This window comes from Helicobacter winghamensis ATCC BAA-430 (assembly GCF_028751035.1).
Lineage (GTDB): Bacteria > Campylobacterota > Campylobacteria > Campylobacterales > Helicobacteraceae > Helicobacter_D > Helicobacter_D winghamensis.
Genome location: NZ_CP063533.1, coordinates 1,113,668 through 1,133,987, shown reverse-complemented (window position 1 = coordinate 1,133,987; position 20,320 = coordinate 1,113,668). Strand labels below are relative to the sequence as shown.

19 protein-coding genes and 1 pseudogene are annotated in these 20,320 nt (G+C 36.2%); 16 read left to right on the top strand and 4 right to left on the bottom strand.

Features of this window, described 5'->3' with window-relative positions; all coding sequences use genetic code 11:
- The first annotated feature begins 6 nt into the window (after nt 1-6).
- The gene (locus IP358_RS05850; protein WP_006802655.1) at nt 7-753 is read left to right on the top strand and encodes a prepilin peptidase; all 747 of its coding nucleotides are present in this window, start codon (nt 7-9) and stop codon (nt 751-753) included.
- A 32-nt stretch (nt 754-785) separates the two neighbouring features.
- Nucleotides 786-1,340, top strand: a pseudogene (locus IP358_RS05845) (adenine phosphoribosyltransferase).
- Between the two features lie 19 nt (nt 1,341-1,359).
- Here IP358_RS05845 and IP358_RS05840 read toward each other — a convergent pair.
- The gene (locus IP358_RS05840; RefSeq protein WP_006802653.1) at nt 1,360-2,472 is read right to left on the bottom strand and encodes a UDP-N-acetylglucosamine--N-acetylmuramyl-(pentapeptide) pyrophosphoryl-undecaprenol N-acetylglucosamine transferase; all 1,113 of its coding nucleotides are present in this window, start codon (nt 2,470-2,472) and stop codon (nt 1,360-1,362) included.
- Nucleotides 2,473-2,617: 145 nt separating this feature from the next.
- On the opposite strand from IP358_RS05840, the gene IP358_RS05835 reads away from it, so the two are divergent.
- The 7 genes from IP358_RS05835 to IP358_RS05805 all read left to right on the top strand — a co-directional run bounded on the left by IP358_RS05835 (nt 2,618) and on the right by IP358_RS05805 (nt 7,088).
- The gene (locus tag IP358_RS05835; RefSeq protein WP_006802652.1) at nt 2,618-3,097 is read left to right on the top strand and encodes an acyl-CoA thioesterase; all 480 of its coding nucleotides are present in this window, start codon (nt 2,618-2,620) and stop codon (nt 3,095-3,097) included.
- 27 nt (nt 3,098-3,124) lie between these two features.
- Nucleotides 3,125-3,343: a hypothetical protein gene (locus IP358_RS05830; RefSeq protein ID WP_006802651.1), complete on the top strand. Its 219-nt coding sequence runs from the start codon at nt 3,125-3,127 to the stop codon at nt 3,341-3,343.
- 2 nt (nt 3,344-3,345) lie between these two features.
- A complete protein-coding gene (locus IP358_RS05825) occupies nt 3,346-3,807 on the top strand; it encodes a tRNA (cytidine(34)-2'-O)-methyltransferase (RefSeq protein WP_006802650.1) in 462 nt (153 codons plus the stop codon).
- A gap of 99 nt (nt 3,808-3,906) precedes the next feature.
- On the top strand, nt 3,907-5,172 hold the full coding sequence (locus IP358_RS05820) for a hypothetical protein (protein ID WP_040498536.1): 1,266 nt from the start codon (nt 3,907-3,909) through the stop codon (nt 5,170-5,172).
- Between the two features lie 94 nt (nt 5,173-5,266).
- Complete coding sequence (locus IP358_RS05815; protein ID WP_006802648.1) at nt 5,267-5,695, top strand: hypothetical protein; 429 nt, start codon at nt 5,267-5,269, stop codon at nt 5,693-5,695.
- Nucleotides 5,696-5,775: 80 nt separating this feature from the next.
- Complete coding sequence (locus tag IP358_RS05810; RefSeq protein ID WP_006802647.1) at nt 5,776-6,456, top strand: hypothetical protein; 681 nt, start codon at nt 5,776-5,778, stop codon at nt 6,454-6,456.
- Nucleotides 6,441-7,088: an autotransporter outer membrane beta-barrel domain-containing protein gene (locus IP358_RS05805; RefSeq protein ID WP_006802646.1), complete on the top strand. Its 648-nt coding sequence runs from the start codon at nt 6,441-6,443 to the stop codon at nt 7,086-7,088. The genes IP358_RS05810 and IP358_RS05805 overlap by 16 nt, the downstream gene beginning before the upstream one ends.
- Nucleotides 7,089-7,139: 51 nt before the next feature.
- Here the strand turns inward: IP358_RS05805 and uvrA are convergent, their stop codons facing one another.
- Nucleotides 7,140-9,971, bottom strand: a complete 2,832-nt coding sequence (gene uvrA, locus IP358_RS05800) for an excinuclease ABC subunit UvrA (RefSeq protein WP_006802645.1) — start codon at nt 9,969-9,971, stop codon at nt 7,140-7,142.
- Between the two features lie 130 nt (nt 9,972-10,101).
- Here uvrA and IP358_RS05795 point away from each other — a divergent pair, with 130 nt between their 5' ends.
- Nucleotides 10,102-11,217, top strand: coding sequence for a pyridoxal-phosphate-dependent aminotransferase family protein (locus tag IP358_RS05795; RefSeq protein ID WP_006802644.1), 1,116 nt, complete (start codon nt 10,102-10,104; stop codon nt 11,215-11,217).
- 1 nt (nt 11,218) lies between these two features.
- Nucleotides 11,219-12,271, top strand: coding sequence for an NAD-dependent epimerase (locus IP358_RS05790; RefSeq protein ID WP_006802643.1), 1,053 nt, complete (start codon nt 11,219-11,221; stop codon nt 12,269-12,271).
- A gap of 26 nt (nt 12,272-12,297) precedes the next feature.
- On the opposite strand, the gene IP358_RS05785 is transcribed toward IP358_RS05790, so the two are convergent.
- Nucleotides 12,298-12,597: a YciI family protein gene (locus IP358_RS05785; RefSeq protein ID WP_006802642.1), complete on the bottom strand. Its 300-nt coding sequence runs from the start codon at nt 12,595-12,597 to the stop codon at nt 12,298-12,300.
- Nucleotides 12,598-12,608: 11 nt separating this feature from the next.
- Nucleotides 12,609-12,989 carry a histidine triad nucleotide-binding protein gene (locus IP358_RS05780; protein WP_006802641.1) on the bottom strand — a complete coding sequence of 127 codons (381 nt, stop codon included), beginning with the start codon at nt 12,987-12,989 and terminating at the stop codon, nt 12,609-12,611.
- A gap of 108 nt (nt 12,990-13,097) precedes the next feature.
- Here IP358_RS05780 and pheS point away from each other — a divergent pair, with 108 nt between their 5' ends.
- From pheS to IP358_RS05755, 5 genes are all read left to right on the top strand, one after another.
- On the top strand, nt 13,098-14,093 hold the full coding sequence (pheS, locus tag IP358_RS05775; protein WP_006802640.1) for a phenylalanine--tRNA ligase subunit alpha: 996 nt from the start codon (nt 13,098-13,100) through the stop codon (nt 14,091-14,093).
- Nucleotides 14,090-16,444 carry a phenylalanine--tRNA ligase subunit beta gene (gene pheT / locus IP358_RS05770; RefSeq protein WP_006802639.1) on the top strand — a complete coding sequence of 785 codons (2,355 nt, stop codon included), beginning with the start codon at nt 14,090-14,092 and terminating at the stop codon, nt 16,442-16,444. The genes pheS and pheT overlap by 4 nt, the downstream gene beginning before the upstream one ends.
- A complete protein-coding gene (gene aroA, locus IP358_RS05765; protein WP_006802638.1) occupies nt 16,441-17,745 on the top strand; it encodes a 3-phosphoshikimate 1-carboxyvinyltransferase in 1,305 nt (434 codons plus the stop codon). The genes pheT and aroA overlap by 4 nt, the downstream gene beginning before the upstream one ends.
- 2 nt (nt 17,746-17,747) lie before the next feature.
- Nucleotides 17,748-18,572 carry a 4-hydroxy-3-methylbut-2-enyl diphosphate reductase gene (locus IP358_RS05760; RefSeq protein ID WP_006802637.1) on the top strand — a complete coding sequence of 275 codons (825 nt, stop codon included), beginning with the start codon at nt 17,748-17,750 and terminating at the stop codon, nt 18,570-18,572.
- A 65-nt stretch (nt 18,573-18,637) separates the two neighbouring features.
- A complete protein-coding gene (locus tag IP358_RS05755) occupies nt 18,638-20,320 on the top strand; it encodes a 30S ribosomal protein S1 (protein ID WP_006802636.1) in 1,683 nt (560 codons plus the stop codon).

Genomic DNA, 20,320 nt, shown 5'->3' with positions numbered 1-20,320 from the left:
CGTAAAATGCAAGCGTTAAGCGAAATAATAATTTGGTTTTTTATCCTAGCTTTTGGGGCGAGTTTTGGCGCGTTTGCTAATGTTTTAATCCACAGAATCCCGCGCAATCTTAGCATTTTTCTCCCAAACTCTTTTTGCATAGAGTGTAACACACCGCTACTTTGGCGCGATAAGATTCCGCTTTTTAGCTTTTTTATTTTAAGGGCGAAATGTCGCCATTGTCAAAAAAAGATTCCAACTTTTTATTTTTTAAGTGAGTGTTTTGGAGCGGTTTTAGCATTTTTTTGTTATTTTTATTTTCTTGCTACACCAAGCGCGCTAGCACTCTTTTTTTTCGTGTTGCTTTTTTATGTATTAAGTGTAATTGATACACATTTTCTAACAATCCCAGATTCTCTAAACTTCCTAACTCTAGCTTTTGGTTTAACCTTTGGCATTTTGTATTTTGATGAGCCTTTATTTGTGTGCATTGTTTGTTTAAGTTTTATTGGTTTTGCCACACTTTTAAGACTTTTTGTTAGCTATCTTGCAGGTAAGGAAACGCTAGGGGAGGGCGATTTGCTACTTTTTGGCGCGATAGGTTGCATGCTTGGCGTATTTTATGGAGCGGTAGCGATTTTTCTCTCCGCATTTTACGCGTTAGTTTTTATCCTAGCATTACGGATTTTACGCAAGGATAAAGAGATAATGATTCCCTTTGTGCCGTTTTTGTTTCTAGGATTTTTAAGTGTATTTGTGTGGCAAATAGTGTAAAATACCAGCACTTACACCATTTAAATAAAGGAATCCTAATGTTACAGCCAGAAATTAAGAAGTTCTTGCTAGACTCAATCCGCATAATCCACGATTATCCACAGCCCGGAATCGTTTTTCGCGATATTACTACGCTCATCAACAATAAAGAAGCATTTGCGCTTACTATAAACCATTTAAAAGAGCGTTATGAAAGCTATGATTTAGATTTTATTGCAGGGATTGAAAGTCGCGGTTTTATCTTTGGGGCGGCTTTAGCATATGCGCTAAATATTGGTTTTGTGCCAATCCGTAAAAAAGGAAAACTTCCTTACACAACAATTTCAGAAAAATACACACTAGAGTATGGCTTTAGTTAGATTGAAATCCATATTGACGCTTTTAAAAACGCGCAAAAAGAGATTCCAAATGTTTTATTAATTGATGATTTAATTGCCACAGGTGGCACAGCACTTGCCGCGGCAAATCTTATTAAGCAAGCAGGCGCAAAATGCGTGGAATCTTGTTTTATTATTAATCTCCAAGATTTAAAAGGCGCAGAGGCAATGCGTGAGCGCACTAAAGTGTATAGTTTGTTGGATTTATAGTTTAAGAGATAAGAAAGTTTTAACAAAGCTTTCTTGCTATAATCTCACACATTTGCTTGGTTGCATTTAGGGAACATTCTTTTTGTAGATTTTCACTTATTTGTGTGATTTTATCTTCTAAAAGCTCCAAGCATTCCCATAGCACTTCATTAAATAAATCTTTCTCTAAGCATAAAAATCCAAGCCCTTTTTCTTCAATAAACTTCGCATTATAATATTGATGATTTCCCGCTGCATAGGGATAAGGCACAAAAAGCGCTGGCAAGCCATTAGCGCATAATTCCCACAGCGAGCTAGCCCCAGCTCTGCACACAACAAAATCACATAGCCCATACACGCTAGCCATATCATCATAAAAGTCAAACACCACAATATCAACGCTATTTATGGAATCTAAATTGACTTTTTTGATTTTAGAATCTAGCTTTTTTAATTCTAGCTCCCCAAGCACTCCAATGCTTAGATTTTCTTTCTTGCATTCTTCTATAACGCGTGTAAAATCTGCCTTTCCGCTTTGTAAAAATACTTTAATTCCGCGTCTTTTTAGTGTGCCAATCACACTTAAAGCAAAGTTATTAATCGCTTTTGCGCCTTGTGAGCCTCCCATAAATAGCACATTTTCAATCTTATTTCTAACCCTAGCTTTTTCAAAAAATACACTACTTATGGGATAAAATTTAATCGGTGAGTTTTCTAAATATGATGAAAAAAACACCTTAGCAAAGGGCTTTAAAAGTCTATTTAATCGCCCAATCTCTGCGTTTTGTTCGTGGATTATTAAAGGTATTTTAAACAAGCACGCCCCAAAAGCTGCTGGTGCAGCAGAGTATCCTCCCACAGATAGCACAAAATCGGCTTGAAACTCCTTTAGGATTCTACACGCTTCTTTTAGCGCGCACGCTTGTTTCCAAAGTGATTTTAAAAGTCCGATTCCGCGTTGATTAACAACTCCGTGCGTTTGCAAAAACCACTTTTGCTTAAAATCTGATTCTTTTTCAAAATACATTCTATCTTGTCCGCCACTAGAGCCAATAAAAGCACATTCCCAGCCTTTAGCCACAAAGGCGCGCAAAAATGCTCTAGCTACACTTAAATGTCCCCCAGTGCCACCGCCAGTTATTACCACACGCATAAAATCACCTTAGCAAAATAATTCTGCGCATTATAGCCCATAATCGTAACAATGGCATAAAAAGTTAAAGATTTTTATCCCTTTTTGCAAAAATCCTACAAAAAAATGCTAAGATAACGCCAAATCCACAAAAAAGGAATCTAAAATGAATGATTTAGAAAATGTCTTTGATACCAAGTCTTTAACAATGTCTATCTTAATGACGCCTGCAGTTGCAAACTTCAAAGGACGCGTTCATGGCGGTGATATTTTAAAATTCTTAGATCAAGTTGCATATGCTTGTGCTGCACGCTATTGTGGAAACTATTGCGTTACACTTTCTGTTGATAGCGTAAATTTCAAATATCCTATTGAAGTAGGTTCGCTTGTTACCTTTCTTGCTTCTGTCAATTATACAGGCAATAGTTCCTTGGAAGTTGGAATCAAAGTTATCGCTGAAGATATTCAAAAGCGCACCGTCATGCACACAAATAGCGCGTATTTTAATATGGTGTGCGTAGATAGCGCGGGCAAACCTACAAAAGTCCCACCACTAGAGCCAAAAACTCCCGTAGAAAAACGCCGCTATGAAAATGCTAAAAAGCGCAAAGCTGCGCGCATAGAATTAGCAAAAAAAGAAATCTAACAGCTAAAGCAAGCATAAAGGGGAGTTATGCAAAGCGTGCAAAGTACACAAAATACACAAGAAGCAGAAATTAAGCATAACATTATAAAATATCAATTTTCAAAGTTTTGCAAGCGCAATACTTATGCAATCGCGCTTGTGTTAAAAGCCCTTTTGCAAGGCTCTAAACATTATCCAAAAGATTTTAAAACAACAGAAGTTAAAAAAGATTCTACTTTCAAGTCGCCATTAAACCTAGAAGGATAATTATGCAATTCCATATTGTTCTACATCAGCCGCGTATTCCACAAAATACAGGAAATATAGGTAGATTATGCTTTGCTAGCAATACAATTTTGCATCTTATCTATCCACTTGGCTTTTCTCTTACTCAAAAAGAGTTAAAACGCGCTGGTATGGATTATTGGGAGCATTTAGAAGTCTATGAATATGCTGATACGGAATCCTTTTTTAAATCCTATTTTATTGATTCTAATTTGCCACATTTTTTTCTAACCACAAAAACGAAAATTCCTTATTATAAAGCCCCTATGCAAGCAGGTGCATATCTCCACTTTGGGCGAGAAGACGCGGGATTATCTCAAGAGATTTTAAGCGCAAATCAAGAGTATTGCTACACAATCCCTATGCAAAATAACGCAAGAAGTTTAAATCTTGCGACAAGTGTTGGAATCGTGCTTTATGAAGGAATCCGCCAAGCAAGTCTTTAAGTGTTTCAAATCTTCCCAAATTTTTAATAATTTTTTAGTTTTAAGTGGCTTGCGTTTTTTTTGAGTAGAATTCGCGTATTGCTATTTGAAGGAGAGAGAATGAAAGAAAACAAAGGTTTCACAAAGGGTTTCGCGCTTTCTTTAGTGTGCGCAAGTTTATTGGCAAGTAGTGCAAATGCTGTGTATGTTTCAGATGATTCTAAAGTAGATATTACCGATGCTGTGATTAATGCAGAAGGGAATGTAACAATTGAAAAAGATAAGGCGGGGGCGCAGAATAATCACAACAAAACCTTAACAATTCTTACAGATAGCGCTAATAACACTAGATTGGTTGAAGTTAATAATACAGAGGGTTTAGAAGAGCTAATATTTGGGGATAAAAATCAAAAATTTACAATGGTTAATTTTAATCTTAATGATTCTTTAAAAAAACTTATTTTTGATTCTACTTTTTACAGCGGTGTTGCAACGATTAATGCAGATATTACAGAGTCACTTGGTGCATTGGATAAAGATCTTAGCTTCAATGAAGCAGGTGGTATGAATGTGGGTATTGTGATTGCCCAACAAGCTAATGTGAATCAAGTTTTGGCAAATGATTTATTTGTTTTTGCTGTTCCATTTGGTCCAGAATATAATTGGGGGATTAAAAATCAAGGCAAAATTCTTTCTGGTATGGTTTTTAATGGGGCTAAGGTTGGTGAAATTTATAGTGGTGGAACAGGAATTATTAATGAGGGGGAAATTAATGGTGGAATCACATTTAAAGGTGTGGTTAAGCATATCTCTATCCCACAAAGAGGAGGGCATTTAATTAGCAATCACTCTGTTTTAAATGGTGGCATTAGATTCCAAGGTGAAGTTGCTTATAGCAAAGCAAATAATGAAATAAGTGGTGAAGCGTTTATAAAAAATACAGGCACTTTAAAGGGTGGAATCGTATTTGGAGAGATTGTTACGAGTGATATTAGTGGAAATTTGATTTTAAATGAAGCCCTTTTAAAGGATGGAATCGTATTTGATAAAGTCTTAAACATTGCGCTTTATGATCAATATGTTATTAATAATAGTGGATTAATTGATGGGGATATTGCTTTTTTAGGGGGTATAGATTTTTCAAAGTCTAGTGTTTCTAATGTTGGGGCTGTTATTGGAAGTCAGGGTAAAAAGGCGGATAATAAGGGCATTAATGGTAGAGTTATCTTTGGTGGAAAAATCACTGGAAATTTAGATTCTAATAGCGTTGTGGGTTTGCTTAATGGGAACGGCTGGACAAAGGAAGTGGTGCTAGCGGAGAATTTTGAGCTTATAGCTAATGTAGGAGAGTATGGAATCTTACAGACCCAAACAACGATTTTTTAAGAAATTTTGGCGTGATTGATCTGTAACACATCAGGGAAAAATCGGCGTTGTTACATATAATTCTGTTGTGGGCGAGCTAATAAATGCAGGAAAAATGTCTGTAATGAAAGGTGGGTTAGTTGATAATAGTGGCATTATTTATCATTTTATTAATACAGGAGAATTTACCTATAAAAATGATAATGCCAATGAGGGGGCAATCCATAACTTCACAAATACAGGAAAAGTAACTTTAGATGAAGTTGGTATTAGCTTAACTAGCGCGTCTTTAGATTATGCAAGTAATGCTGTGGAATCTAATTCTTTTATAAACTCTGGAAATATCACTGCAAAGGATACAAATCTTTTTAGCACAATAAAAGCAGCAGGGGCTAAGAATATCTTTGACTTTAGAAATGAACAAACAGGTCTCTTGCATATAGATTCTAGTGCTTCAAGCTCTGTAATTAAGAGTGGGGTGGATACGATGATTAATGTGATTAATAGGGGTAAATCACAGGTGCTAGAAATGCTGCGCATTTAGATGCAAAAGAGGGAAATATCAATATTAAAGAATGGCATTTAACTAATTTAGGCAATGCTAAAAGTTATGATAGTGCGCAAGTGGATTTTGATAATAGAATCGTAATTGCAAATGGTGGGGAAGTGGGATTGAAGTTTGAAAATAATGCTGTGATGATTGATCCTGCAAAAAGCGCAGATTTTGAACTTAATAAGGTGTATAATATAGACAATTTAGCTGTGATTAAAGGCTTAAATTCTCAAGATTTAAGCGGATTTGCTGGGTTGGAGTTTGAACATCTTAAAACAACTGATGATATTTTTATCATTGAAAAAGCTACTCTTACAAAAGATGAAGCTATGGCAGCAGGAAGAAGTGAAGTTGCAGACGGCTTTAAAATTAAGGTGGATTCTTCGCGTTCAACTGCGGCAGCTTCTACGCAAAATGCTGTTAATAATTCTGTAACAAGATCTGCTTTTATAGGGAATGTTGTAGGAACTGCGGTAAATGTTACTCTAACAAACTTTAATGCACACGATAGAATGAATCATCGCGCAGAAGTTGATATTCCAAAGCTAGAAAAATATGCTTCTTTGGTAGCAGATTCTAATGTATTAGATCAAACATACGCAAAAGATTCTCATACCTTTGTTATGCCATATTACACAAGCACAAGTGTGGATTTGGCAACAGGAGATAACCTAGAGGGTGATACTTATGGAATTATTAGTGGAATGCAAAAGAGTTTGGGGAATGTTTTGGAGTTTTGGGATTCTTTGTAGGGGCAGAAAAGGCAGATGTTAATGCTGTGGATTTAGGTATTGATGATACGACATTTTATGTGGGAGTTAATTATTATAAAACTTTAGGTGGCACAACAGATTATGATTACTTTGCTAAGGGAATGTTAAGGGGTGTATTGACTTCTAGTGATATTGCAAGCTTAGGGGAGAGTGTGGAATCAGATTCTAACTCTTATGGGTTTGAAGCTGGGTTTGGGGCGAATTTTTATGTGGCTAATCATACATTAACGCCGGAATTGGCAATTAGTTATGATAGAGTCAATGTAGATGGTTTTACAATGCGATGCAACATTTATCAAGATAATAATATTAATCTCTTTATGGGAAAATTAGGTGCAAGTTGGCAAGCGCAATGGAATGAAAATTTAAGCACTATTTTAGGGGGTGGAGTTAGATTTAACTTCAAAGATGATTTTGAACAAGGTGTGATTGTTAATAACCAGCTTTTTAACACAAAAACAGAGCTTGGTAACACATATTATTATGTAACTTTAAGATTAAACTATGCGCTTAGTGATTCTTGGGATATTTCTGTAATATATAATGGTGATTTTTCAAATAAATCATCAGCTCATAATAGCGGATTTGTGAAGCTTGGTTATTGGTGGTAAGTTAAGGGAAGAATTCTTAAAGGAATACCCTTAAGAAAAAGGAATTTGTTTTTAATGGATTCCTAATTCTTTTGCTAGAAATTTACCTGTGTGGCTGCCTGTTTTTTTGTATCTTTTAGCAATTCTCTCTGGCGTGCCACTATCTACCACTAAGCCCCCATTATTTCCGCCTTCTGGTCCAATATCTATGATAAAATCAGCATTTTTTATCATATCTAAATTGTGTTCAATCACAATCACGCTATTACCTAAATCTGTTAAATGGTGCAACACGCGCACAAGTCTATCTACATCAGCAAAATGTAAGCCTGTGGTGGGCTCATCTAAGATATAGAGCGTTTTGCCTGTATCTTTGCGACTTAATTCTTTGGCAAGCTTGATTCTTTGGGCTTCTCCGCCACTTAGAGTAATGGCATTTTGCCCTAGTGTGATATAGCCTAGCCCTACATCTTGGAGAGTTTTTAGCTTTTGGTAAATTTTTGGAATCTTGGCAAAAAACTCACAAGCTTCATCAACGCTTAAAGCAAGCACTTCGGCGATATTTTTGCCCTTATAAACAACTTCTAGGGTTTGTGCGTTATAGCGCGTGCCATTACACGCATCACATTTGACTAAAATATCTGGCAAAAAGTGCATTTCAATTTTTATCTCACCTTCCCCCATACACTTTTCGCAACGCCCACCTTTAACATTAAAGCTAAAGCGACTGATTCCATAGTTTCTAATTTGCGCTTCTTTGGTTTGTGCAAAAATATTTCTAATTTCGTCCATTGCACCTGTGTAAGTTGCTGGGTTTGAGCGCGGAGTACGTCCTATTGGGCTTTGATCAAGATAAATCACTTTATCAAGCTTTTCTAAGCCGATGATTTCCACACCATCAACTTTTTTAACCTTTTTGCTATTGTTTAGTAGTTCTTGTGCCACTGGAAGCAAGGTTTGTAAGATTAAAGAGCTTTTGCCACTTCCACTAACGCCTGTGATACAAACAAAATTTCCCAAAGGAAGTTGCACGCTTAGATTATGGATATTATTAATATTGACATTGCAAATTTCAATCCAAGAATCTTGCTTTCTGCGCATAAAGTATTCAATCTTTTTTTCTCCATTTAAATATTGTGCGGTTTGGGTTTTACTCTTTAAAAGTTGTGTGAGATTTCCACTAAAAACAACTTCTCCGCCAAACTTCCCAGCTCCGGGTCCAATATCTACGATAAAATCCGCGTGTTCAATGGTTTCTTTATCGTGTTCTACAACAATTACAGAGTTACCCTTTTGTTGCAAGCTTCTTAGCGTTTTAATGAGCTTTAGCGTATCTCTTTCGTGAAGTCCAATGCTAGGTTCATCTAACACATACATTACCCCTGTAAGTCCGCTACCTATTTGACTTGCGATTCTAATGCGCTGGGATTCCCCACCGCTAATACTTCTTGCATCACGCCCTAGACTTAAATACCCTAAGCCCACATCATAAAGGAAGTATAAACGCTCGCAAATCTCTTTTAAAATCGGCTCGGCAATCATTTTTTCTTGTGTGTTTAAATGTGCGAAGTTTTTAGGGTTTGCAAAAAATCCATAGCATTCTTCAATGGGCAAATCTAGTAAATTTCCGATATTTTTACTAGAGACTTTAACGGCTAGACTTTGTGGAAGTAAGCGGTGTCCATTGCAGGCTTCACAAGTTTTTTCACTCATATAATCGCCTAAGTCTTTATTGTCTTTAAACATATCATAAGCAATAGCAATCACGCCTGCAAAAGGGCGTTTAAGCTTTGTATTTTTCCAGCTAAATTCTACTTCATCGCTATTTCCATAAAGAATTAACTTTTGTTGGTATTCTTCTAAATCTTCAAAACTTGTTTTGGGATTGATAGAATTTGCAAGGCAGAAAGCGCGAAAAAGCTCGTTATAGTAGCTTTTATTGAAGCCATAAAAAATTTTGATTCCACCTTCTGCTAGGGGTAGGCTTTTATCAATAATTTTTTTGGTATCAATGGTGTAGCGGATTCCTAAGCCATCGCATTTTGGGCAAGCACCTTTTGGGGAGTTAAACGAAAAGCTAAGGGGTTCTAAGGGAGTGAAAGAAACTTTACAATCAAAGCAAGCTAAATGTTCGCTAAAATGCACAAGTGTGGGCTTTTCTTTATCGTCATTTAAAATTTCAATTTCTACTTCACCATAGGATTCTTTGAGCGCTTTTTCAATGGCTTGAGCGATTCTTTCTTTATTATTAGCCTTAACCACAACGCGATCAATTACAACTTTAATGGTGTGCTTTTTTGTCTTTGCAAGATTGATTTCTTCATCTAATCGCACTAAAACGCCATTAATTTGCGCTCTAATATAGCCTTTTTGGCGTAAGGATTCCAACTTTTCTTGAAAGCTTCCCTTTTTTTCGCGGATAATGGGGGATAGGATTAGAATCTTAGAATCTTCTTTGATTTTTAACACTTCAGAAATAATATCACTTGCGTGCATTTGTGAGATAAGCTTACCGCATAAATGACAATGTTGCATACCAATGCGAGCAAAAAGCAAGCGAAAATAATCGTAAATTTCTGTGATTGTGCCAACGGTTGAGCGAGGGTTTTTGCTTGTTGTTTTTTGATCAATGGCAATAGCTGGAGTTAGCCCTTCAATTTTATCCACATCAGGCTTGCCAATTTTATCTAAAAACTGCCTTGCATAGCTTGAGAGCGATTCTATATATCTGCGTTGCCCTTCTGCATAGAGTGTATCAAAGGCTAGTGTGCTTTTACCGCTTCCACTAAGCCCTGTTAGCACAACAAGCTTGTTTTTAGGAATGCTAAGATTAATATTTTTAAGATTGTTTTCTTTGGCATTTGTGATGATGATGTTATCTAGTGGAGAATCCTTAGAATTCAAAGTTAGCCTTTAAAGTGAAATAAATCTGTGATTATAACAAAATTTAGAATTTTTTTAGTTAGGCTTGTTAATGAAAAGTTAGTAAAACTTGCGATATAATTGCGGGCATTAAATTTTGCAAGGAGATTTTATGTTGCTTTTTACTCCCGGTCCAACGCCTGTGCCAGAGTTTGTTCGTGTGGCAATGAGTGAGCCTACAATCCATCATCGCACTCCAGAGTTTGAAGAGATTTTTGCAAAAACACGCGCATTGCTTAAAGAAGTGATTGGTTTGCCTGAAGTGCTAATGCTTGCAAGCTCTGGAAGTGGAGCAATGGAAGCTTGCGTAACTTCGCTATGTGAAAAAAAGCTTTTAAGTATTAATAGTGGAAAATTTGGAGAGAGATTTGGCAAGATTGCTAGAGCATTTAAGATTCCAAATGTGGAAATTAAGAATCCTTGGGATATTCCAGCAAGCCTAGAGCAGGTTATAGATGCGCTTAAAGCAAATCCAGAGATTGATGCGTTTTGTATCCAAGCGTGCGAGAGTGCTGGGGGCTTGAGACATTCTTATGAAGTGCTTGCAAAAGCAGTAAAAGAGTATAATCCTGAAATAATGGTGATTGTAGATGGAATCACTGCAATGGGTGTAGAACCTTTGGATATGACTTATGTTGATGCGCTTATTGGTGGCTCACAAAAGGCTTTTATGCTACCGCCTGGACTTAGTATTATTGGGCTTAGCCAAAAAGCGGTGGAAAAAATTCAAGAACGCGATGTGGGGTTTTATTTTAACTTAAAAACAGAGCTTAAAAATCAAGTTAAAAATACAACGGCTTGGACTGCACCAACGACTATTATTATAGGGCTTTGTGCCTTTTTAGAGCGTGCAAAAGAGATAGGCTATGATACAATTTATCATCAAACAAAGGCACGCTCTTTAGCTTGTGATGCTGCTATGGAAGGAATAGGACTTAAGATTTATCCTACAATTCCAGCATTAAGTATGACTTGCGTGTATCATGAAGAGAGCGATAAGATAAGAAAAGTATTAAAAAATACCTATGAAGTTAATATTGCTGGCGGTCAAGATGACTTAAAGGGCAAGATTTTTAGAATCAACCATATGGGAATGGTTGGAATTAGTGAGATTTCTTGGGTAGTTAATGCAGTGGAGTTAAGTCTTGATATGCTTGGAATCCGTAAGTTTAACGGGCTAGCAAATCAGATTTTTATGGAACAATATTTTAGAGTTTTAAAGCAATAATATGAAAATTTTAGTAACAGGAACAGCAGGGTTTATTGGGTCATTTCTTGCAAAACGCTTGCTAGAGCGTGGTGATGAAGTTGTAGGACTTGATTGTATTAATGATTATTATGATGTGCGTATTAAATATGGGCGTTTAGAAAATGCAGGGATTGCGCAAAATGCAATTGCGTATAATGCGTTGGTTCAGAGTGAAAAATATCCAAACTATCGCTTTATTAAATTAAATTTAGAGGATAGAGAGAATCTTTTTAAACTTTTTGAAAAAGAAAAGTTTGATAAGGTTTGCAATCTTGCTGCACAAGCAGGTGTGAGATATTCTTTAGTGAATCCTTATGCGTATGTGGATAGTAATATTGTGGGGTTTGTGAATATCCTAGAGGCGTGTAGGCACCATAATATTAAGCACTTAGCCTATGCTTCAAGCTCATCAGTGTATGGCTTAAATGAAAATATGCCTTTTAGCACAAGTGATAATGTGGATCATCCTATTAGTTTATATGCAGCAAGCAAAAAGAGTAATGAGCTTATGGCGCATACTTATTCTTATCTTTTTGGATTGCCAACAACGGGTTTGCGCTTCTTTACGGTTTATGGTCCTTGGGGGCGTCCGGATATGGCGTTGTTTTTATTTACAAAGGCGATTTTAGAAGGCAAGCCTATTGATGTGTTTAATCACGGAGAAATGCTAAGAGACTTTACTTATGTAGATGATATTGTAGAAGGTGTTGTGCGTGTAATTGATAATAATGCAGAACCAAATGCAGAGTGGAGTGGCAAAGCCCCAGATCCGCATAGCTCAAAAGCACCTTATAAAATCTATAATATTGGAAATAATAATCCTGTGCGATTAATGGATTTTATAGAAGCAATTGAAAAAGAGCTAGGTATCACAGCACAAAAGAATATGCTTCCACTTCAGCCCGGAGATGTGCCAGCAACTTATGCAAATGTTGATGATTTAATTAAAGAGATTGATTACAAGCCAAACACAAGTATAGAAACTGGGATTAAAAACTTCATAGCTTGGTATAGAGAGTTTTTTAAAGTTTAAGATTCCATAAATTGGAATCTAAAATGCTAAACTTCTAAAAAGTCTTTCAAAAGTGTATGATGTAGCACTGGGGTAAATTCTAAGACTTGATAAGTGGCGACATTGTTTTGAGCGTAAGGATCGTATTTAAAAAATGTTTCGACAGATTCCTTAGAATCAAATTTTCCTATAACGATTCCACCTTTTTTGGGATTTTGTGGTCCGCTAGCTAGCAAATGTCCGCTTTCATAGCCCTTTTGCAGAAAGGCACGATGTTCTTGCAAAATACTTTCAATAATTTCTAGTGGCTTTGTATAGGTAACTAAAATTACAAACAGATTTTTCATTGCTTCTCCCCTTACATTCCCTTTTTAGCTTCTTCTAAGCGTTGTTTTTCAGAGATATTTTGTGCTAAATTATCCCAACGCAATTTTGCTCCGCCTAGAATGTGGAAGTGCAAATAAGGAATCTCTTGTCCGCCATCAACACCTACATTGCTAATAATGCGATAACCGCTTTTATCAAGCCCTAAGAGTTTAGCAACTTCTTGAATGAAGCTTGTTAAACCTGCCATTTCTTGCGGTTCTAGTTCTTGAAAATCTTTTGCAAACTTTTTAGGGATTGCTAAAACATGGATTGGAGCCTTTGGCGCAATGTCGTGGAATGCTAAAAAATCATCGTTTTCTAGCACCTTATTGCAAGGAATTTCGCCTTTGATAATTTTTTCAAATACGCTCATTTTTTCACCTTTTTATTGATTGAATTCTATAATTTTACCTAAATATTAAGCAAAGTAAAAATATTTTTTAATACAATCTCATCATTATTTTATAAAAGCAGGAAAACAATGGAAGCTATATTTTCTAAGATTGATGATGCGCAAACTACTGCAGAATTAGAAGAAATCCGCATTTTAGTAATGGGAAAAAAGGGGAGTTTAACAGCAAAGTTTGCGGAGCTTAAAACTTGCGATGGGGAGAGCAAAAAAACACTTGCAAAAGAGCTAAACACTCTAAAAATGCGTTTTGAAAAGGCATTAGCTGATAAAAAAGAAGCTTTAAGCTTAAAAGAATTAGAAGCAAAATTAAGCGCAGAAAAAATTGATGTTTCTCTTTTTAGTCCAAGTAATTTAAAGGGAGCAAATCACCCTGTAATGTTGATGTTAGATAGGATTGTAGAATATTTTGTAGGAATGAATTTCGCGCTTAAAATGGGACCTTTGATAGAAGATGATTTTCATAATTTTGAAGCCTTGAATTTGCCTAAATATCACCCTGCAAGAGATATGCAAGATACCTTTTATTTTAAAGACGGGAAACTTTTGCGCACACACACTTCACCTGTGCAAATCCGCACAATGGAATCGCAAAAGCCGCCTATCCGTATGATTTGTCCGGGAAATGTATTTAGATGTGATTATGATTTAACGCATACACCTATGTTTCATCAAGTAGAAGGGCTTGTAGTGGAGAGTGGCAAGGATTCTGTAAGTTTTGCGCATTTAAAGTTTATTTTAGAAGACTTTTTGAAATATATGTTCGGAGATGTAAAAGTGCGATTCCGCTCTAGCTTCTTTCCTTTTACAGAGCCAAGTGCCGAAGTGGATATGAGCTGTATTTTTTGTCAAGGTAAAGGTTGTCGTGTATGTTCGCACACAGGGTGGCTAGAAGTGCTTGGATGTGGCGTTGTAGATGAGAATGTTTTTAGGGCAGTTGGTTATGAAAATGTGAGCGGTTATGCCTTTGGGCTTGGAGTAGAAAGATTTGCAATGCTAGCATATAGTGTGCCAGATTTAAGGGCATTTTTTGAGAGTGATTTAAGAATTTTGGAGCAATTTAAATGATTTTTACACGCAGTATTTTAAGTCATATTTTACCACTAAAGAATATCACCAGCGCGATGATGTATAGCACTTTAAATAAGATTGGGCTAGAGGTGGAATCTTTTTGTGCGGTGGTTGCACCAAAGAGAGTGGTTGTAGGTAAGATTTTAGAGTGTCAAAAGCATCCAGATGCAACAAAGCTAAATGTTACACAAGTGGCAATTAGTGGCACAGAAGGAAGTTATGAAACACGCCAAATCGTGTGTGGTGCGTCAAATGCAAGAGAAGGGATTTATGTTGCAGTTGCACTTGAAGGAGCTGAACTCCCCGGTATTACCATTAAAAAAGCTATGCTTAGGGGGGTGGAGAGTTGTGGAATGCTATGTTCTACAGCAGAGCTTGGATTTCCAAAGGTTAATGATGGAATTGTAGAATTAGATTCTAGTATTGGCGAGTTGGTTATCGGCAAGGAAATTAGTGAATATCCTGTGTTTAATGATGAAATCTATGAGATTTCTATCACGCCAAATCGTGGGGATTGTATGAGCTTAATGGGGGTTGCTAGGGATTTAAGCGTGGCGTTTGATTTGGAATTAAAGCCACTTAATCCGCCAAAAGTTTCTGACAATGCTCCAGGAATTGGGAGAGTGCTTCAAATTGTTGCCAATGATAAGCATGATGCGTCTTTGCTTTTTCAAGCAATGGAAATAAAACCTAGTGCATTGCCTTTATGTGTGAATTTGCTTTTAGCGCATAATGGAATCTTAGAAAATTCTTGGCTCAAAGATGCACTAAGTTTTAGCACACTTTTTAGTGGAGTGATTTTAAATGCGTATCCGCAAAGTTTTTGCCAGCTTGATGGACAAAAGGTTGTTTTAACGCTTAAAAAAGATGAACGCGGACTTGAGAGTATTTATCACGAAAATGAGAAACTATCTACTATTGGTGTGGAGCTTTGCGCTTATGAAAGTAAGGAATCTTTAGTAAAAGAAAAAGAATTTATCGTGCTTGAAGCAAGTTATATTGCACCAGAGATTATCGCACAAAAGGTAATGGAAACAAAAACAAAGGTAGATCTTAAGGTGTTTCAACGCACTTCGCGTGGGAGCTGCCCGGATTTAAAAGTTGGGCTATCTGTGCTTTCAGGCTTACTTTTAGGAGAAGAGGGAGTTTTATATACAGATACGCAAGGGTTTATTGAAATACCGCCAAAAGATCCTATTACGATTGATTTAGAGTTAATGGGGCGCATTATTGGTGTGTGTTTAGAAAAGTTAAAGGTGATTAATATTTTAAAAGGGCTTGGCTTTGGCGTGGAGATTGCAAGTGATGAGAATTTTATCATCGCAGAGCCACCTTTATTTCGCCACGATATTGTAAGTGCGCAAGATGTAGCAGAGGAAATTATCCGTTTTTATGGGATTGATAATGTGCCTAGCGCACCGCTTGTGTTTGTGCAAAATCATCAGAGTGATGATGCCTTAAGAGAATATTATTTTAAGAGAAAAATCGCACAAAAAGCTATTGGAGTGGGCTTTAACGAAGCGGTGCATTTTGTCTTTGAGGATAGGGAGAAGCTTCAAAGTTGTGGGTTTGAAGTGTTAGAAGACACGCTGGATTTGCTAAATCCTATCACGCAGGATTTAAATACTTTGCGTAGCACGCTATTGCTTGGACTTTTAAGGGCTGTTGTGCATAATTGCAACAATGGCTTTAATGCGGTCAGTCTTTTTGAAATGGGGGCTGTGTATGATAAGAAGCGCGAACAAAGGGCTAGTCTTGGCTTTATCCAAAGTGGTTTACTGTGTGAAGAACGCTACCCAAATGCAAAGGGTATAAGAGAGGGGTATTTTGGCTTTTGCGATAGAATTGCGCGTGTAATAGGAGAATTTAGCTTAGAACCATTGGAATCTAAAATTAAGCTATTTCATAGCGGACAATGTGCAAAGGTGCTTCAAAATGGCAAAGAAGTGGGCGTGATTGCAACCTTGCATCCACAATTTGCTAGCGAGTTTGGATTAGATGAAACTTATCTTTGTGAGTTAGATTTGGACTTGCTAACCGAAGCGATTCCACAAGTGCAAATGTATTCAAAGTTTCAAAAAGCACAGAGAGATTTAAGCGTAGTTTTGGATAAAAAGATTCCATATTATGAGATTAGAAAATGTATTGAAAGCTTAAAAGTGCCTAGCATAGTTGGATTTTATCCGCTTGATATTTATGAGGATTCCACCTTGCAAGATAAAATGAGTTTGACGATTCGCTTTGCTTTGCAATCAGATGTCAAAACACTGGAAGAAAAGGATATTAATGCAGCTTTGGAGGTTGTGTTAGAAGAGCTTAAAAATTCCTTTGGAGTAGAATTGCGATGAAGTTAGAAGTTAGCAAAACACAAGGTTTTGAGCTAGAAACAGACAAGATTGCTTCTGATAAGTCTATTTCACATCGTTGCGCAATGTTCGCGCTTCTTAGTGATAAGCCTAGTTTTGTAAAGAATTATTTAGAGGGCGAAGATACGCTAGATACGCTAGAGATTGCAAAAAAACTAGGTTTAAGCGTTGAAAAATGTCATGGGGGATTGTTGCTAACACCGCCAAAAAACATTCAAGAGCCCAATACGATTCTGTATTGTGGTAATGCAGGGACAGCAATGCGCCTGTATCTTGGGCTATTAAGTGCGCAAAATGGAATCTTTGTTTTAAGTGGGGATATGTATCTTAATAAACGCCCTATGAAGCGAATTGTTGAGCCTTTAAGAAGTATTGGTGCGGAGATTTTAGGGAGAAGCAGTGGTGAGTTTGCGCCTTTGGTTATTAAAGGGAATCCAAAGTTGGAATCCTTTTTTTATACTAGCAAGATTCCAAGTGCGCAAATTAAATCTGCTATGCTTTTAAGCGCGCTTTTTGCCAAGGGTGAGAGTGTTTATCAAGAACCAGAATTAAGCCGTGATCATAGTGAAAAAATGCTAAAAGGAATGGGAGCGGAGATAGAATCTGCAATAGATAAAAATGGTGCAGTTGAGATTAAAATAAAGCCATTAAAAAGTAAATTAGAACCGTTGAATTTAGAAATTCCAGCAGATCCTTCTAGTGCATTTTTCTTTGCGGTGGCAGTTGCAATTACGCCAAATTCTAGAGGAATTTTGCGCAATGTTTTACTTAATAAAACACGCATTGAAGCTTTTAGTGTGCTTGAAAAAATGGGCGTTACAATAACTTATAAAGAAACTTCAAAAACTTATGAAAGTATCGGCGATATTATCATAAATGCACCAGAGAGTCTAAAGGCTGTGGAATTGAGTGAGAAAATTTCTTGGTTGATTGATGAGATTCCAGCATTAGCCATTGCAATGGCTTGTGCCAAGGGGAAAAGTGTAGTTAAAAACGCGAAAGAATTGCGTGTTAAAGAAACAGATAGAATCAAGGCAGTTGTAGAAAATCTTAGGGCTTGTGGGATTGAAGCGCAAGAGTTAGACGATGGATTTTACATTGTGGGTGGAATGTTAAAAAAAGCTTGTGTGGATAGCTTTGGGGATCATAGAATTGCGATGAGTTTTGCAGTTGCTGGATTGAAAAGTGGAATGGAGATTGAAAATGCTGAGTGTATTAATGTGTCCTTTCCAAATTTTTTGGAAATTTTACAATCTCTTACAAAAATTTGCCAAAAAGGGTAAGCGTGGAAGTAAAATTAGCAAAAAACTATGGATTTTGTTTTGGAGTAAAACGCGCGATTGAGTTAGCAGAAAAAAAACCAAATGGTATAACTCTAGGTCCTCTAATCCATAATGATAAAGAGATTAATCGTTTAAAAGAAAAATTTAATGTTGTAGTTAATGAGAATATTCAAGAGATTCCAAAAAAAGCGGAAGTGATTATTCGCACACACGGAATCCCAAAGCAAGATTTACAAAAGTTAAAAGAAAAAACTAATAATATCACTGATGCAACTTGTCCTTATGTTACAAAGCCACAAAAGATTTGCGAGGATATGAGTGCTAAAGGCTATCAAATTGTAATTTTTGGAGACATGAAACATCCCGAAGTTAAAGGAGTAATGAGTTATTGCGACAATGAGCCTTTGGTGGTAGAAGATTTAGAATCACTAAAAAAGGCTAAATTGCGCGATAAAGTTGCTCTAGTTTCACAAACTACAAAAAATATTAATTTGTTTTTAGAAATTGCAAATTATTTAATCAGTCGTTGTTCGGAGTGTAGAGTGTTTAACACGATTTGTAATGCAACATTTGACAACCAAGATTCTGCAAGAAATTTGGCAAAAGAAGTGGATGTAATGGTGATTGTCGGTGGCAAAAACTCATCAAACACAAAGCAACTCTATAATATTTCTAAGGAATATTGCAAGGATTGTTATTTGATAGAGGATTTTTCAGAATTAGATTCCAAGTGGTTTTTGGAAAAGCAACTCTGTGGGGTTACTGCTGGAGCTTCTACTCCAAATTGGATTATTGATAAGGTGGTCAATACAATTAAAAGCTATTAATTTTATACTTTTAAAAGGCTAGATTGATTAGAATTACAAGATTTATTTTTTAAAAAAGGGCATAGATGGCTGTTGTAGGAATTAATACACAAGAATTAGAAAAAATCATCATTGATGATAATGAAGATTTTGCTGCAATGTTTGAGCAATTTGAGAAAAAGGAAAGTACGCGTGTTTCTGAAGGAAATATCGTTGCTATTGAGAATAATCAAGTTGTTATTGCAGTTCCAGGAGAAAAGAAAGAAGGAATTGTAGCGCTTGATGAAATTTTAGATGCACAAGGGAATTTACTTTTTAAAGTAGGTGATACTTTACCAATTGTTATTACAGGAAGACGCAATGAGCAACCTATTGTTTCTTATAAAAAAGCGATTCGTAAAGAAAAAGTGCGTCAGTATATTCAAAGTTTAGGCGATGATTATAAAGATAAAATTGTAGAAGGCGTTGTTGTTAGGCGTAATAAAGGAGGGTATGTTGTTGAAAGTGGCGATATTGAGTTTTTTATGCCTAAGTTTACAGCAGCTTTTAAAGAAGGTAGCAAGATTGAAGGCAAGAAAATCAAAGCCTGCATTATTAATGTTAAACCAGAAGAAGATAGCATTGTAATTTCACGTAAGCGTTTATTTGAGCTTGAAAATACAGTAAGAAAAGATGCTGTAGAGAATCTTCTAAAAGAGAATGGGACTTTAGAAGGCAAGGTTAAGAAAATCACAAGTTTTGGAATGTTTGTTGATGTTAATGGTGTAGAGGGCTTGGTGCATTACACTGAGATTAGCTATAAAGGTCCAGTTAATCCTTCTAAGCTTTATAAAGAAGATGATATTGTGCCTATTAAGGTTTTAAACTATGATAAAGATAAGCGTCGCTTGGCTCTTTCCATCAAAGCAACAGCAGAAGATCCTTGGAGAGAAGTGGAAAATGAACTTGAAGTAGGTGATGCGATTAAGGTTACAGTTAGCAATATTGAGCCTTATGGTGTATTTGTGGATTTAGGAAATGATATTGAAGGATTTTTGCATATCTCTGAAATTTCTTGGAATAAAAATATTCAGAATCCAGAAGAGTTTTTAAAGGTTGGACAAGAAATTGATGTAGAAGTTATAGAGATTGATTCTAAAGATCGTCGCTTAAGAGTATCTTTGAAAAAGCTTTTAGATAAGCCTTTTGAACAATTTGCTAAAAAACACAAAGAAGGTGAAGTGTTAAAAGGTGTTGTTGCAACCTTAACGGACTTTGGCGCATTTGTGAAACTTGATGGAATTGATGGTTTATTGCACAATGAAGATGCGTATTGGAATAAAAACGAAAAATGCAAGGATTTGATGAAAATTGGTGAAAGCGTTGAGGTGAAAATTGCTAAGATTGATCGCCAAAAAGAGCGCGTTTCTTTAACACGTAAGGGGTTGATTGCATCTCCTGTAGATGAGTTTGCTAAAAAATATTCCATAGATGATGCTGTAATTGGAACTGTTAGAGATGTGAAAGATTTTGGCGTGTTTATTAAAATTGATGATGAGATGGACGCATTAATTCGTAATGAAGATTTGCCACCACTTAAAAAAGAAGAAATCAAAATTGGTGATAAAATAAATGGCGTGATTTCTCTCATTGATGCGCAGAATAATAGAATCCGTGTATCTGTTCGCCGTTTAGAGAGACAAAAAGAAAAAGCAAATCTTAAAAGCTTCAATGATAATGCAAGCGATAAAATGACTTTGGGTGATATTATTAAGGATCAAATCTCTTAA